This is a genomic window from Nocardiopsis sp. FIRDI 009 (assembly GCF_003386285.1).
GTDB lineage: Bacteria > Actinomycetota > Actinomycetes > Streptosporangiales > Streptosporangiaceae > Nocardiopsis.
Map to the genome: position 1 here is coordinate 88,133 of NZ_QPNC01000024.1, position 14,591 is coordinate 102,723.

Consider the following 14,591-nt stretch of genomic DNA (forward strand, 5'->3'; position numbering starts at 1 on the left):
GGACGGCGCCGGAGGACGGCGGTGGGAGACGAGCCGACGTCGGCGGACCCTAGCGGACGACGTCGAGGACCTGCTTCTGCACACCGTTGGCGTACACCTCGTGCTCGACCAGCCTCAGCTTCTGGGCGTCCTTGTCCGTGTCGCTGAACAGCCGCTTGCCCGCGCCGAGCAGGACGGGGAACACCAGCAGGTGGTAGCGGTCGACCAGACCGGCGTCGGCGAGGGCCCGGCCCAGGGTGGCGCTGCCGTGGACGGAGATCGGGCCGCCCTCGGTCCTCCTGAGCTCGGCGACGTCGTCGACCGAACGCAGGATCGTGGCGGGCCAGCGCGGGTCCTCCTCGGCCAGCGTCGTGGAGACCACGTACCGGGGCATGGCGTTGTATCCGGCGAACTCCTCCGTCATCGTCGGCCAGACCGGCGCGAACGCCTCGTAGCTGCGACGCCCCATGAGCAGCGCCGTGGCCTCCTCCTGCTCCCGGGTCTTGATCTCGTAGGCGGCCGGATCCATCTCGACGCTCTTGAGGGTCCAGCCGGTGTTGCGGTACCCGGGTTCACCGCCGGGGGCCTCCATGACGCCGTCGACGGACATGAACGCGGTGACGATCAGGGGGCGCATCGTGGGTCTCCTCGGTCTCTCCTGTGTGCTGCCTTCATCGTCCCGTCGCACGGGGACACTCCGGATCGACACCTCTGTCAGACCTTTTCGAGAAATCCCTCGCCTCCCGGCCGAAGCGGTGGTTAGGCTTCCGTCTCCGGTCCCACCCCGGCGACCGAGAACGGAGACCCCGTGCCGAATCCGCCCGCCCTCCTCGCCTTCGTCGCCGCCTCCGCCCTGCTCGTCGTCATCCCCGGACCGAGCGTGCTCTTCGTCGTCGGCCGCGCGGTCGCCCACGGGCGCGGTGTCGCCGTCCTCTCGGTGCTCGGCAACGCCCTCGGCGGCCTGGTCCTCGTGCTGGCGGTCGCCCTCGGCGTGGGGGCGCTGGTGACGGCGTTCACCCCGCTGTTCACGGCCGTGAAACTGCTCGGCGCCGCCTATCTCGTCCACCTCGGGATCCAGACCGTCCGGCACCGGAAGGCGACCGCCGCCGCCCTCGACGGACCGGCCGCGGGTCCGCTGTCCCGTGCGCGCTCGCTGTGGGACGGCTTCGTGGTCGGGGCGACCAACCCCAAGACCCTGGTCTTCTTCGTCGCCGCCCTCCCCCAGTTCGCCGACCCCTCGCTCGGACCGGTGGCACCGCAGATCGCCCTGTTCGGCGTGCTCTTCCTGCTGACCGCGGTGGCCTCCGACACCTGCTACGGGCTGCTCGCGGGGACGGTGCGCGGGTGGTTCGCCGCCCGACCGCGGCGGATGGAGGTCACCGGGGCGGTGTCGGGGGCGCTGATGATCGGGGTGGGGGCGCAGTTCGCCCTGACCGGCCGCCGGACCTGACGTTTCCCGTTCACCCCGCTCCGCCCGGACCGGCGCCCCCAATCGGGGAGCGGCCCGCGACGGGGCTGGAGTAGACGACGTTGGTGGTGACCGGCCCCAGCGCGGCGATTCTGCCGACCACCTCCTCCAGGTGGCGCATGGAGCGGGCGACCGCCTTCATCAGGTAGCAGTCCTCGCCCGTGACGTGGCGGGCCTCGGTGATCTCGAGGGTGGTGGCGAGGAGGTCGAGGCAGGGCTTGCGGTTCCCGACGGGATAACGGAGCCGGACGAAGGCCAGGGCGGAGAACCCGAACAGTTCCGGGTCCACGACGGCGGTGTAGCCGCCGATGACATCGCTCTCCCCGTCGTGACCTACTGCTGGGGTCCGGCGTGCGACGGAGCCGCCCGGGGCGCGCTCGCCCTGGCCACCCTCGGCTACCGCGTCAAGGAGATGGTCGGCGGCATGGAGTACCGGGTGCGTGAGGGCCTCCCCGTCGAGACGGCCCGCGGTGTGGAGCGCCGACCGGCCGACCCCTGGTCGTCCCCGTCGGGGCTCCGTCCTGCTCCTGCTGACCTGAAGCGGAGGCCGTACGGGCGTCGGGGAGGCGACGGCCCCCGCGCCGCTCCCCACGAGATCGCTCACCGTTCCGCTGGCCTTCATCCGTGTCGGGGCACCGCGCCTGGCGCGCCGGGCCGGTTCGACCTGACCGTCCAGGACGAGCTGGTCCGGTGTGCTGTGCTCGCTCACCGGCGTGATCAGGGAACCAGGAGTCAACACAGTCATCCCAGGGTGATGGTTCCGTCACTTCATGTAGTGTCCCGGGGAAGGGATCTCGTCGACGAACAGGGGATGGTGTGCGATGACCGGCGGTTACGGGCTCGGGAACCCGACGAGCGCCTTCGGCGCCCGAGGGGTGGCCAAACGCGTGGGAGCCGTGTCCCAGCACCTGCCGACCTACGGTGACCGGCTGCTGGACGTGGGGTGCGGGGACGGCACCTACACGGTCGAGCTCGCCCAGGGGTACGTGCGGGTGGACGCCGTCGACGTGGAGCCGGAGCGCCTGAACGCCTTCACGGAACGGATCGCGGGGACCGAGGTCGAGCACCGGATCGGTGTGCACAAGATGTCCGCCGACGCCCTCGCCTTCGAGGCCAACACCTTCGACCGGGTCACCGCGTTCGAGGTGCTGGAGCACCTGGCGGACCTGGAGGGGAGCCTGTCGGAGATCCACCGGGTGCTCAAGCCCGGCGGAGCGTTCTCCCTGACCACGCCCAACCGCTGGTTCCCCTTCGAGACCCACGGGGTGCTGTGGGGCGAGCGGCGCCGTTCGGCGCTGACCGCCCCGTTCCTGCCGTGGGTCCGGCCGCTGCACGACCGCATGTCCGACGCGCGCGCGTTCACCACGCAGGAGATGGGCCGCCTGCTGCGCGGCGCGGGCCTGCGGGTGCGGGCGATCAGCTACATCATGCCGCCGTTCGACCGGAGGCCCCGGGCGCTCCAGTCGGTCTCCGACTCCCTGGAGGGCACCCCGCTGCGGGTGTTCGGCATGGCGATGGCGGTGACCGCGGTCAAGCCGGGGCGCTGAATCCCGGTTCAGCGAAGCGGAGGCCCACGACTACGTGGCCGTCTCCTGGTCCAGGTGCTCGGCCGCCCAGGCGCGCAGCTCGGCGGTCGCGTCCTCCTTGGACATCGGCCCGTTCTCCAGGCGCAGCTCCAGCAGGAACCGGTAGGCGCGGCCGACGGTCGGGCCCGGTTTGACGCCCAGGATCTCCTGGATCTCGTTGCCGTCGAGGTCCGGACGGATCTTGTCGAGCTCCTCCTGCTCGGCGAGCTTGGCGATCCGGCGCTCGATGTCGTCGTAGGAGCGCGAGAGCGCGGCGGCCTTGCGCCGGTTGCGGGTGGTGCAGTCGGCGCGGGTGAGGATGTGCAGCCGCTCCAGCTGGTCCCCGGCGTCGCGGGCGTACCGGCGCACGGCCGAGTCGGTCCACTCGCCCTTGCCGTACCCGTGGAACCGCAGGTGCAGCGCGACGAGGGTGCTGACGGCCGACACCACGTCCTTGGGGAAGCGCAGCGCGGTCAGGCGCTTGCGGCTCATCGACGCGCCGACCACCTCGTGGTGGTGGAACGTGACCCGGTTCCCCGACTCGAAGGCGCGCGTCTTGGGCTTGCCGATGTCGTGCAGCAGGGCGGCCAGGCGCAGGACGAGGTCGGGTGCGTGACCGCGCCGCTTCTCCAGGTCGATGGCCTGGTCGAGGACGGTGAGCGAGTGCTCGTAGACGTCCTTGTGCCGGTGGTGCTCGTCGATCTCCAGCTGCATCTTGGGCACCTCGGGCAGCACGTACCGGGCGATGCCGAGGTCGACCATGAGTTCGATCCCGCGCCGCGGGTTCGGGCTGAGCATGAGCTTGACCAGCTCGTCCCTGATCCGCTCGGCGGAGACGATGGTGAGCCGGTCCGCCATGTTCCGCGCGGCCTCGGCCACTTCGGGGGCGAGCGTGAAGCCGAGCTGGGCGGCGAAGCGGACCGCGCGCATGATGCGCAGCGGGTCGTCGCTGAAGGAGTCCTCCGGGCGCCCCGGCGTCCGCAGCACCCCGGCGCGGAGGTCGGCGAGTCCCCCGAAGGGGTCGACGAACTCCTGGCCGGGCAGGCGCACCGCCATCGCGTTGACGGTGAAGTCCCTGCGCAACAGGTCGTCGTGGATGTCGGTGCCGTAGTTGACGTCCGGCTTGCGCGACTTGGGCGAGTAGGACTCGCTGCGGTAGGTGGTGATCTCCAGTTGCAGGCCGCGCTTGCGCAGCCCCACCGTGCCGAACTCGATGCCCACCGTCCACACGGAGTCGGCCCAGCCGTCGACGATCTCCAGGATCCGCTGAGGCACCGCGTCGGTGGTGAGGTCGACGTCGCTGGAGACCCTGCCGAGGAGCGCGTCGCGCACCGGTCCGCCCACGATGGCGAGTTGCTGGTCGTGCGCGGAGAAACGGTCGCCGAGCTCACCGGAGACGGGCTGGATCGAGTCGACCAGCGCGGTGATCGCCGACCGCTGCTCGCCGGTCAGCGCGTCCGCGGCGGGTTCCGCCACGGCCTCCGGGCGCCGGGCGGTGTCGTTCTCACTCGAAAACTCTGTGTTCGGCACACCACGCAGGTTAGGGCATGTTCCGTGGGAGCACCTCCCCTCGCCGAAGCGCCCGACGCCCTCAGGGGAGCGCCGGAGCGTCCCGGACGGTATCTTCGGGTGCAGTGGTGGGACGATCCGTCGGCCTCACGTCCCCCGCCCGAGTCCGCCGCGTGCGCCGTGCGGGCACCGAGACCGATCCCGCCCCACGCCGTGTCCCCGGCGGGACGGCCACCTGGACCCGAATCAGGAAACCGGTCAAGCGTTGCGTCGATTTGCCTCCGCGGCCGCGGTCATGGCCATGACCGCCGGTCTGCTTCCGACACCGGCCGCGCTCTCACCCGCACTGGCGGAGCCCGAGAACGACGAGTCGGTCGAGCCGCTCGTCGTCGAGCGCGTCACACCCGACGCGGTCGACTCCGGCAGCACCCTCCGGGTGTCCGGGGTGGTGACCAACACCACCGCCGAGGGTGTCGAGGACGTCACCGTCCGGATGCGCTACTCCCGGCACCCGTTCGGCGGCCGCGACGAGCTGGACGAGTTCGCGTCGGGCACCGGCTGGCAGCCCAACGCCCCCGGCCCGGACACGGACGTGGCCGACTCCCTGGAACCGGACGGCAGCCAGGAGTTCTCGCTCAGCGTCCCGGTCGAGGACCTGGGGCTGTCCTCCTACGGCGTGTACCCGCTGGTGATCGAGGCGCTCGACGGCGACGGCGAACGCTTGGGCGCCCAGTACACCTTCCTCCCGTTCACCGGCGAGGAGGACGACGACATCCCCTCCGTGGGCATCGCGTGGGTGTGGCCCCTCATGGCCGCTCCCCAGCGCGCCGACGACGACACCTTCCTCAGCGACGCGCTCTCGGAGTCGGTCGGCGAGGACGGCCGTCTGGGTCGCCTGCTGGCGGCGGGTGCCCAGACCGACCTGGCCTTCGAGGCGGGTGACGAGGACCTGGTCGAGCTGCTCGGGCTGAACGAGGAGCCGCGGGAGTCCGGCCCCGAACCGGAGGAGACGGGCGAGGCGACCGCCGAACCCTCCGCCGCCGAGCCGACCGGGGAGGCCCCCTCCGCGGACGCGTCGGAGGAGGGCGGGGACGGCGACGGGGAGGCGGACGCGGAGGCCGACGCCGGGGACGCGGCCCAGACCGGCGGCGTCCCGGTCACCTGGGCCGTGGACCCCTCGACACTCGACGACATCGTCCGGCTGGCGCGGGCCTCCCACGACGTCCTGGACGACCCGGTCGCGGTCTCCGCCGGATCCGACCCCGGACGCGAGGAGCGCCCGGCCGACGTCGCCGCCCAGGTGTGGCTGCGCGAGGCCAGGACGGCCCTGGCCGGCGACACCGTCGTGGCCACCCCCTACGCCGCCGCGGACCTGGCGTCCCTGCTGCGCAACGACATGCACGCCGACGCCGCCGCCTCGCTCGAGATCGGTCGCGACTCGGTCCTGCGCGCGCTCGGCCTGACGGCCGACGAGTCGTTCGCCCTGCCCGCCGACGGACTCATGGACGACGCGGTGTACGAGTTCCTGGCCGCCGACGGGGCCCATCGGTTCCTGTTGGACGAGACGGCCAAGCCCGCGGCGTCCTGGCTGTCCACCACCCCGACGGCCCAGGCCGCGCTGCACCCGGTCGAGGACGGACCGGAGGAGGAACCGTTCGCGCTGGTCGCCGACGAGGGGCTGGCCGACGTGCTGGCCATGCCGTCCCAGGGCCCGGGCGAGACCGAACTCGCGCTCCAGCGGTTCGCCGCCGAGACCGCGATGATCGCCGGGGAGAACGTCGGGGGCGACCGGGTCGTGGTGGCCTACCCCGGCCCCGACTGGAACCCGAGCGGCGCGCTGGCCAGCGGGGTGCTGGAGGCCAGCGACTCCCTGCCGTGGCTGACGCCCGAGCGGCTGGACGACGTCGAACTGGCCGACCCCGACGAGCGGGAGACGACCCGTCAGCCGCTCACGTACCCGAGCGGGGCCTACTCGGACGAGCTCAGCTCCACCTACCTGGGGCAGATCACGGACGTCAGCCGCGAGGTGCGCCTGTTCAACAGCATCCTGGTGGACGACGACGACCCGTTCCGTCCGGCGCTCCTGCGAATGGAGTCGGTCCACTGGCGTGAGCGGGAGACACTGGCGGGCGCCACGCGGCTGCTGGTCTCGGAGGCGGTCCAGGAGCACCTCGGCGACGTGCGGATCATCCCCGGTGAGCCGGTCACCCTGGCCAGCAGCACGGGCATCACCGGCGTCCTCGTCGCCAACGACCTGCCCGACGAGGCGATCCGCGTCCGGCTGTCCGTGTACTCGGAGAACTCCGAACGGCTGAGCATCGGCGAGTACTCGGACGAGTTCGAGATCGCCCCCGGGGCGAAGACGACGGTGTACATCCCGCTGTCGGCCAGGATCAACGGCCGCACGGAGCTGCACGCCAGCCTCCAGAACGGGGCGGGCGAGCCGATCAGCGCCCAGGCGACCGTGATCCCGGTCAACGCCACGGGTCTGGGTACCCAGGCGCTGCTCATCAGCGGGATCGGCCTGCTGATCCTCGTCGCGGCCCTGGCCCCGCGCGCGGTGCGCAAGTGGACGCGCCGCCAGGCCGCCCGCGGCGCCGGGGGCGCGCGGGGCGCGGACAGGGATTCGACCGGCGGGGAGAACCCGACCGGCGCCACCGGTCACACTGGTACGGACGCGGACGGGAACGGCGCGACGAAGTGACATGTTCCCTCACCGACAGGTCGCCATGTCGACACGGCCACACGTTCCCCTGTCGACACGCGCGGCGCTGAGCCGCCCGCACGGCCCGGCCGGTGCGCCCCACGGCGCCGCCGGGCCCTCCCCGGTCCTACGAAAGGAAATCTGATCCACGGTGGTCACCGACTCCCCGAACGGCGGCGGACACCAAGCCGACCGTTCCCCCCAGTACCAGCCGCGCCACCGTCGGGGCCCCGTCCCTGGTGAGGGTCCCCTCCGTCCGGGCGGAGGCCCCGCCCCCACCTTCGAGGAGGGTGAGCTGCCCGAGCCCGCGTTCGGCGAGGACACCCGCCGCGGCGGGGCGGACGAGGGTTCGAGCTCCGGTTCCGGGTCGGGCTCCGGCGGGATGATGCGGTCGAGTGCGATCATGGCCGTCGGCACGATGGCCTCCCGGATCACCGGGTTCGCGCGCACCATCGTGCTGGGCGCGGCGATCGGCACCCACCTGCTCGGTGACGCCTACCACACCGCGCACACGATCCCGTTCATCCTCAACGACCTGCTCATCGGCGGGTTGATGGCCAGCGTGATCGTGCCGTTCCTGGTCAAGCGGCGCAAGCGCGACGCCGACGGGGGCAAGGCCACCGAGGACCGGCTGTTCACCACCACGCTGCTGGCGCTGCTGCTGCTGACGACGGTCGCGGTGCTGGCCGCCGAGTTCCTCATCTGGATGTACGGCTCGCGGTTCACCGAGGCGCAGTTCGACGACTCGGTGTTCCTCGCCCGGTACCTGCTCACCCAGATCTTCTTCGTGGGCATGAGCGGCCTGCTCAGCGCCATGCTCAACACCCGCAACCGGTTCGGCGCGCCGGTGTGGGCGCCCGTGCTCAACAACCTGGTGATCATGGCCGTCGGCGGGATGTTCCTGTGGGTGGCCGGGCCGGGCAGCGAGCCGCCGGTGCCCGACGCGCAGCTGACCCTGCTCGGCGCGGGCACGGCGGCGGGCATGGCCCTCCAGGCGCTCGTGCTGTTCGTCGCGCTGCGCCGCTCCGGATACCGGTGGCGGCCCCGCCTCGACCTGCGCGGCAGCGGCCTGGGCGAGGCCCTGCGCACCGCCGGGTGGATGATGCTCTACACGCTGCTCACCCAGGCCGGTCTGTGGATCACGACCAACATCGCCAACGCCGCCAACGTGGCCGGGATCGAGCAGGGCCGCGACGTCGGCGCGGGCATCACCGCCTACAACCTGGCGTACCAGCTCTTCCAGCTGCCGTACGCGATCATCGCGGTCTCGCTGATCACCGTGCTGCTGCCCCGGATGAGCGCGCACGCCGAGGACCGCGACTGGACGGCGGTGCGCTCCGACTTCTCGCGCACGCTGCGGATCTCGTCGTTCGTCCTGGTGCCGCTGTCCTTCGCGATCGCGATGTACGCCGTTCCGCTGTCCGTCCTGGCCTTCGCCCGCGGGTCGATCTCGGTGACCGACGCCGCCAACATCGGCCAGATCCTCATGGTCATGGCCCTGGGCCTGGTGCCGTTCACGATCTTCCAGCTCATGCTGCGCGTGTTCTTCGCCCTCGGCGACACACGCACCCCGGCGATGATCGCCATCGCCAACCTGGCCGTGCACAGCGCCCTCGCGCTGACCTCCTACCTCCTCCTGCCGCCCGACCGCGTGGTCGTCGGCGTGGCCGCCGGGTTCATGTTCTCGTTCGTGTCCGGCCTGACCATCGCGGGCAACGTGCTGAGCCGTCGGCTCGGGGGGCTTGACGGAAGGCACGCGGTTGGCACATTGTTGCGCCTGCACGTGGCCGTCGTCCCGAGCATCGCCGCCGGACTCGGCGTGCTGTGGCTCTTCGACTCCCACGTCGGCCCCGGCCTCGCCAGCTACCTCGGCGCCCCCGCCGTGGGGTGCCTCGTGGGAGCGGTCCTGTTCCTGGGATCGGCCAGACTGCTGCGGGTCCCGGAACTCTCCTCGGCCGTGGAACTGATCCGGGGCCGCCTGCGTCGATGACCCCGTACACGTCCGTCCGGCACTGACCCCGCCGCCCGGAACACCCCCTGAGGGAAGGACAGCCCGACGGTGCCCAGCGACCACCCCAGAGAGCAGGCGCGCGTCCCGGAGCCCGGGTCGGAGGCGCGTGAGGACCACCGTCGGCACATGGTCATGCCGGAGGACGTGCTCGACACCTACGAGCGCGAGGAGCCGGACACCGAGCCGGAGACGGGGCTGGCGACGCTCCGGGATCCGAGCGACATCGGTGACGTGGGCACCGCCGACCGGGCCGGTCTGGAGGACGGCGACGAGATCGGCGGCACCGCGCACACCGCGCCGGGCAACGTCGCCCGATCGAGCGCCGTCATGGCGGTCGGCACGATCTGCTCGCGCGTGACGGGGTTCGTCCGCACGATCGTGCTGGCGGCGGCCATCGGCACCCAGCTGCTGGGCGACGCCTACCAGGTCGCGGGCATGGTCCCGTACATGGTCTACGACCTGCTCATCGGCGGTCTGCTGGCGAGCGTGTTCGTGCCGTTCCTGGTCAAGCGGCGCAGGCTGGACGCGGACGGCGGCGACCGGACCGAACAGCGGCTGGTCACGCTCATGCTGCTGGTCCTGTTCGCCGTCACGGCGGTGTCGGTGCTGGTCGCGGAGTGGTTCATCCGGATCTACGCGGGCGGGTTCTCCGGCGCCCAGTACGACGTCTCGGTGATCCTCGCCCGGTACCTCGTCCTCCAGATCTTCTTCATCGGGGCGAGCGGTCTGGCGAGCGCCATGCTCAACGCCCGGCACCGGTTCGGCGCCCCGATGTGGGCACCGGTCCTGAACAACCTGGTCATCATCGGGATCTGCCTGTGGTTCCTGTCGATCGCCGGTCCGGGCAGCACGCCCGAGGACCTGCTCGCCCACCCGTCCCGGATCGCCCTGCTGGGCCTGGGCACCGCGCTCGGCCAGGTCGTCCAGGCGGCCGTCCTGGTGTGGGCGCTGGCCTCGGCGGGGTTCCGCTGGCGACCGCGGCTGGACCTGCGGGGTTCCGGCCTGGGCGAGGCGGCCGGGGCCGCGTCGTGGATGATGCTCTACATCGTCGTGGCCCAGGCCGGGGCGCTGGTCTCCACGAACGTGGCGACGCGGGCGGGCGCGGCGGCGGCCGGGCTCGGGTACGAGACGGGCTCGGGCATCGCGGCCTACAAGTTCGCGTCCATGCTGTTCCAACTGCCGTACGCGATCATCGCCGTGTCGGTGATCACGGCGCTCCTGCCGCGGATGAGCGAGCACGTGGCCGCGGGACGCAAGGACCAGGTCCGCTCGGACTTCTCCCGGGGGTTCCGGCTGTCGTCGGTGCTCATCGTCCCCATCTCGGTGGCGATGCTGGTCTTCGCCGTCCCGTTCTGCGTGATGATCTACGCCCAGGGCAGCACCAGCACGGCGGACGCGGAGGCGATCGGGCGCATCCTGATGGTCTTCGTCGTGATGCTGATCCCCTTCACGCTCTTCCAGCTCCAGATGCGGGTGTTCTACGCCCTGGGCGACACCCGGACCCCGGCGCTGGTGTCGATCCCGGCGGAGACCGCGCACGCGACCACGGCGTTCGCCCTGCTGTGGTGGATGGAGCCGCAACACGTCGTCCTGTGGCTGCCCGTGCCGTACGGCCTCTACTACGTCATCGGTGCGATCATCATGTGGGGCCTGCTGCACCGGAGGCTCAACGGCCTGGACGGCCGCCGCACGGCGCTGGTCCTGGCCAAGCTGCACCTCGCCACCGTCCCCGCGGCTCTCCTCGGCTGGGCGATGATCCACGCGTTCCGGGGGCTGCCCGGTGACGTGTGGCCCGCCCTCGCCGCGATGGCCGCAGGTGGGGCGGGGGGCGCCGTCCTGTTCGTCCTCACCGCGAGAATCCTGAAAGTGACCGAAGTCACATCCTTCCTCGAATTGCTGAGAACCCGACTGCGACGTCGCTGATCACCAGGAATGGATGACGTTGGGTAGTCGATCCCCCGATCGCCCGAGAAGGTGAACAGTGCCCCCTTGTCCTCCAAAGATGCTGTTCAAGCGTCCTAGCATGGACTGGCATCGCTCAATCGACATAGCAACTTCCGACCGAGCTGCCCGAAGGGAGGCTGGGGACAGCAAGCAGGGCCGACACCCCCGCACGCGACACACCCCCGAACCGGCACGCACCGCGTCCCGCGGCGCGGCGGTGGCACGCGTGAGCCGTCGGCACTGGCGCCCGTCACTCCCATCATGAGCACCTTTCTGATCGAGCCCGGGGCGAAGCTGGCCAACCGGTACCGACTCGACCACGTCGTGAGCGAGACCGGTGGAGCGACCCGCTGGAAGGCCACCGACGAGACCCTCGCGCGCCCCGTCGGCGTGTGGACCTTCGCCGACGGCTTCCCGCGCACCTCCGAGGTCGTCCGCGCCGCCCGTGCCACCAGCCGCATCCCCGACGCCCGCGTCACGCAGGTCTTCGACGCCGACGACTCCGCCCCCACCCCCTACGTCGTCGAGGAGTGGGTCACCGGCTCCTCCCTCGCCGACCTCATCGCCCAGGGCCCGATGGAGCCCGAGCGCGCCGCCGGTCTCGTCGCCGAGGCCGCCGAGGCGATCGCCGCCGCGCACACGGGCGGCCTGCACCACCTGTGCCTCACCCCCGCCAAGCTCATGTGGAGCAGCGGCGGCGCGGTGAAGGTCGTCGGAATCGGGGTGGACGCCGCCCTGCTGGGCGCGAACGTCGCCGACCCCGGCGCCGTCGACGCCCAGGGACTGGGCAACCTGCTGTACGCCGCGCTCACCGGCCGCTGGCCCGGCGGCCCGCAGGACGGCCTCCCTCCCGCGCCCCAGGGCCCGGCAGGCCCCTATCCCCCCGCGCAGGTGCGGACGGGGCTCACCGAACCCCTCGCCACCATCACCACCCGGGCGGCCCTGCCGCACCTGGCCGGTCAGATGGTGCCCGGAGCGCCGATCACCTCGCCCGCGGCGCTGTGCGCCGAGCTGGCCGAGGTGCCGCGGCTCATCCCACTCCCCGTCACCCCGGCCGAACCCGCTCCGCAGCCCGAGCCGGGCACCTCCCGCCGGACGGGTGAGTTCGAGCCGACGGGCCCCCGCCGCAGCGCCAGGAACGGGGCGGCGCCGCGCCCCCCGGAACGCTCCACGCAGGGTCGGGGCGCGGCGGCCGAGCGCCGTCAGCCCACCCGGATGGAGGAGCGCGACGCGCGCGCCCAGGGATCGTTCAGGAAGGTCCTCATCGGCGTGGTCGCGCTGGTGGTGTTCGCCGCCGTGGTCGTGGGCGCGTGGACGGTCGGTTCGATGATGAGCTCCGGCGGGGAGGAACCGCCGCCGGACGCGCAGCCCTCCGAGAGCACCTCGGACGGCCCCGAGCTGGTGGCTCTGGAGCCCACCGCGGCCGACGGCTTCGACCCGCTCGGTGACGGCAGCGAGCACGGCGACAACGCGCAGCGGGCCATCGACGGCGACCCCGGGGGCGAGCCCTGGAAGACCGAGGGCTACTTCGACCAGCTCGGCGTGGAGAAGTCCGGCGTGGGCCTGCTGGTGGACCTCGGCTCCAGCCGGGAGGTCCACGAGGTGGTCCTCGACGTACCCGCCAGCGACTACGGTGTGCAGATCCGGATCGGCGACAACCGTGAGGTCGACGACCCGGCCGGTCTGGACGCCGACCTGCCCTCCCACTGGGAGGGGACGGTGAACGACTCGGAGACCATTAGCATCGAGGGCGGTGTTACGGGCCGGTACGTCGTGGTGTGGTTCACCGAGCTTCCCACGGACGGGGACCGCTACCGCGGCGCCGTCAACCAGGTCGAGATCCGAGGTGTGGCCTAGGTGCGGAGATACGTGAGCTGAACTGATGGACGCGGTCCAGGAGCTCCCCGACAAGGAGCTGTTGACGAGGCACGCTCAGGGTGACGACCAGGCCTTCGGGGTCCTGGTACACCGTCACCGTGAGCGCCTCTGGGCTGTGTCCGTCCGGATGATGGGCGACCCCGAGGAGGCCTCGGACGCCCTCCAGGACGCCTTCCTGTCCGCGTTCCGCGCCGCCGACCGTTTCCGGGGCGAGGCCCAGGTGAGCACCTGGCTGCACCGGATCGTGGTCAACGCCTGCCACGACCGCCTGCGCCGCCGCAAGGTGCGCCCGGCCACCCCGACCGAGGACGACACCCTCGACGTGATGTCCAACGAACGCCTGGGGCGTCTGGGCGGGCCTCCCGACCACGCCTCGCAGACCGAGTCACGGCTCGACGTGCAGGCCGCGCTGGAGCAGCTGCCGCTGGACCAGCGCCTGGCGCTCACGCTCGTGGACATGCTCGGCTACCGGGTGGAGGAGGCCGCCCGGATCCTCGACGTGGCCGCGGGAACGGTGAAGAGCAGGTGCGCGCGGGGCCGCGCGAAACTTCTTCCCTCTCTGGCCCATCTGAGGAACCCTCAGCCTCCGCCAGACGTCACATCTGGGAGAGGAGGTGCCAACCCATCGTGACGCCCCACCCGGACGCGGAGGCACTCGCCTTCCTCGCCGAGGACCTGCTCGACCCCTCCGAGGAACGCACCGTCACCGCCCACATCCAAACCTGTGCCACGTGCGCCGCCACCCTGGACGAACTCACGGGCGTGTCCCGCGTCCTCGCCGCCACCCCGGCTCCCGAACTGCCGCAGGACGTCGCCGACCTCCTCGACCGGCGCATCGCGGACGCCGTGCGTGAACGCGCCGAGCGGGGGCCCGACACCGAACCCACCGACCCGGTGCCGGCGGAGCACCCCTCCGCCGACGCCGCCGTGGTCCCCCTCGCCGCGGCGCGCCGCCGGCGTTCCTCCAACGGTCTGCCCAGGCTCCTGGCGGCGGCCGCCGCCGCGGTCTTCGTCGTCGGCGGGGGCGTCGCCGTCGTCAACGGCGTACTCTCGGGCGGCGAGGACGCGATGCAGGGCGCCACTCCGCTGCTGGAGATGGAGGACGCCCCCGACGACGGGGAGGCCGCCCTGGCCTACGCGCCGGAGGTGGTGCGCAGCGGGACGGTCTACACCGCCGCCGCGCTCGACGAGCAGGCGGCCCGGACCCTCGGACACGCGTCGGTCGGCGACGCCGAGGCGCCGTCCGACGGCGGAGCCCAGCCCGACGGCGGGGCCGCGGGCGGGGCGGCCGTGCTGGAGGAGCGGTCCCTCACACCCGCCGTCGAACGCTGCTCCGATCTGCTGGAGGAGGAGTTCGGCACCCGGGTCGACCTGGTCGACGACGCCTTCTACGGCGCCGACGCCGAGCCCGCCTGGGTCCTGTACGCGCGGCAGGGCGATCGGTTCGACGTGTTCGTGGTCGATCCGCGCTGCGCCCAGAACGGCGACGTCGAGCCCAGCGTCCTGGACCGGACGACCGTCGACGCCCCCTGA

Annotated in this window: 11 protein-coding genes; 8 read left to right on the forward strand and 3 right to left on the reverse strand. The window is 72.1% G+C overall.

Annotation, left to right across the window (positions count from 1 at the left end; genetic code table 11):
• Positions 1-49 precede the first annotated feature (49 nt).
• On the reverse strand, positions 50-616 hold the full coding sequence (locus tag DVR05_RS20540) for a dihydrofolate reductase family protein (RefSeq protein ID WP_116247533.1): 567 nt from the start codon (positions 614-616) through the stop codon (positions 50-52).
• Positions 617-787: 171 nt separating this feature from the next.
• Between DVR05_RS20540 and DVR05_RS20545 the strand changes: the two genes are divergently transcribed.
• Complete coding sequence (locus DVR05_RS20545; RefSeq protein ID WP_116247534.1) at positions 788-1,429, forward strand: LysE family translocator; 642 nt, start codon at positions 788-790, stop codon at positions 1,427-1,429.
• Between the two features lie 10 nt (positions 1,430-1,439).
• On the opposite strand, the gene DVR05_RS27530 is transcribed toward DVR05_RS20545, so the two are convergent.
• Positions 1,440-2,156, reverse strand: coding sequence for an Lrp/AsnC family transcriptional regulator (locus DVR05_RS27530; protein WP_232832237.1), 717 nt, complete (start codon positions 2,154-2,156; stop codon positions 1,440-1,442).
• Between the two features lie 112 nt (positions 2,157-2,268).
• On the opposite strand from DVR05_RS27530, the gene DVR05_RS20560 reads away from it, so the two are divergent.
• On the forward strand, positions 2,269-2,994 hold the full coding sequence (locus DVR05_RS20560) for a bifunctional 2-polyprenyl-6-hydroxyphenol methylase/3-demethylubiquinol 3-O-methyltransferase UbiG (protein ID WP_116247535.1): 726 nt from the start codon (positions 2,269-2,271) through the stop codon (positions 2,992-2,994).
• Positions 2,995-3,024: 30 nt separating this feature from the next.
• Here DVR05_RS20560 and DVR05_RS20565 read toward each other — a convergent pair whose 3' ends face one another.
• Positions 3,025-4,542 carry a CCA tRNA nucleotidyltransferase gene (locus DVR05_RS20565; protein ID WP_116247536.1) on the reverse strand — a complete coding sequence of 506 codons (1,518 nt, stop codon included), beginning with the start codon at positions 4,540-4,542 and terminating at the stop codon, positions 3,025-3,027.
• Positions 4,543-4,816: 274 nt separating this feature from the next.
• Between DVR05_RS20565 and DVR05_RS20570 the strand changes: the two genes are divergently transcribed.
• The 6 genes from DVR05_RS20570 to DVR05_RS20595 all read left to right on the forward strand — a co-directional run bounded on the left by DVR05_RS20570 (position 4,817) and on the right by DVR05_RS20595 (position 14,591).
• Positions 4,817-7,225 carry a DUF6049 family protein gene (locus DVR05_RS20570; RefSeq protein ID WP_116247537.1) on the forward strand — a complete coding sequence of 803 codons (2,409 nt, stop codon included), beginning with the start codon at positions 4,817-4,819 and terminating at the stop codon, positions 7,223-7,225.
• Between the two features lie 151 nt (positions 7,226-7,376).
• Positions 7,377-9,215 (forward strand): murein biosynthesis integral membrane protein MurJ, encoded by a 1,839-nt coding sequence (gene murJ / locus DVR05_RS20575; protein WP_116247538.1) that lies wholly within the window; start codon positions 7,377-7,379, stop codon positions 9,213-9,215.
• Positions 9,216-9,362: 147 nt separating this feature from the next.
• A complete protein-coding gene (murJ, locus tag DVR05_RS20580; RefSeq protein WP_116247633.1) occupies positions 9,363-11,159 on the forward strand; it encodes a murein biosynthesis integral membrane protein MurJ in 1,797 nt (598 codons plus the stop codon).
• Positions 11,160-11,441: 282 nt separating this feature from the next.
• Positions 11,442-13,037: a protein kinase family protein gene (locus DVR05_RS20585; RefSeq protein WP_116247539.1), complete on the forward strand. Its 1,596-nt coding sequence runs from the start codon at positions 11,442-11,444 to the stop codon at positions 13,035-13,037.
• A gap of 25 nt (positions 13,038-13,062) precedes the next feature.
• Positions 13,063-13,689, forward strand: coding sequence for an RNA polymerase sigma factor SigM (gene sigM, locus DVR05_RS20590; protein ID WP_116247540.1), 627 nt, complete (start codon positions 13,063-13,065; stop codon positions 13,687-13,689).
• Positions 13,686-14,591: a hypothetical protein gene (locus DVR05_RS20595; protein WP_116247541.1), complete on the forward strand. Its 906-nt coding sequence runs from the start codon at positions 13,686-13,688 to the stop codon at positions 14,589-14,591. The genes sigM and DVR05_RS20595 overlap by 4 nt, the downstream gene beginning before the upstream one ends.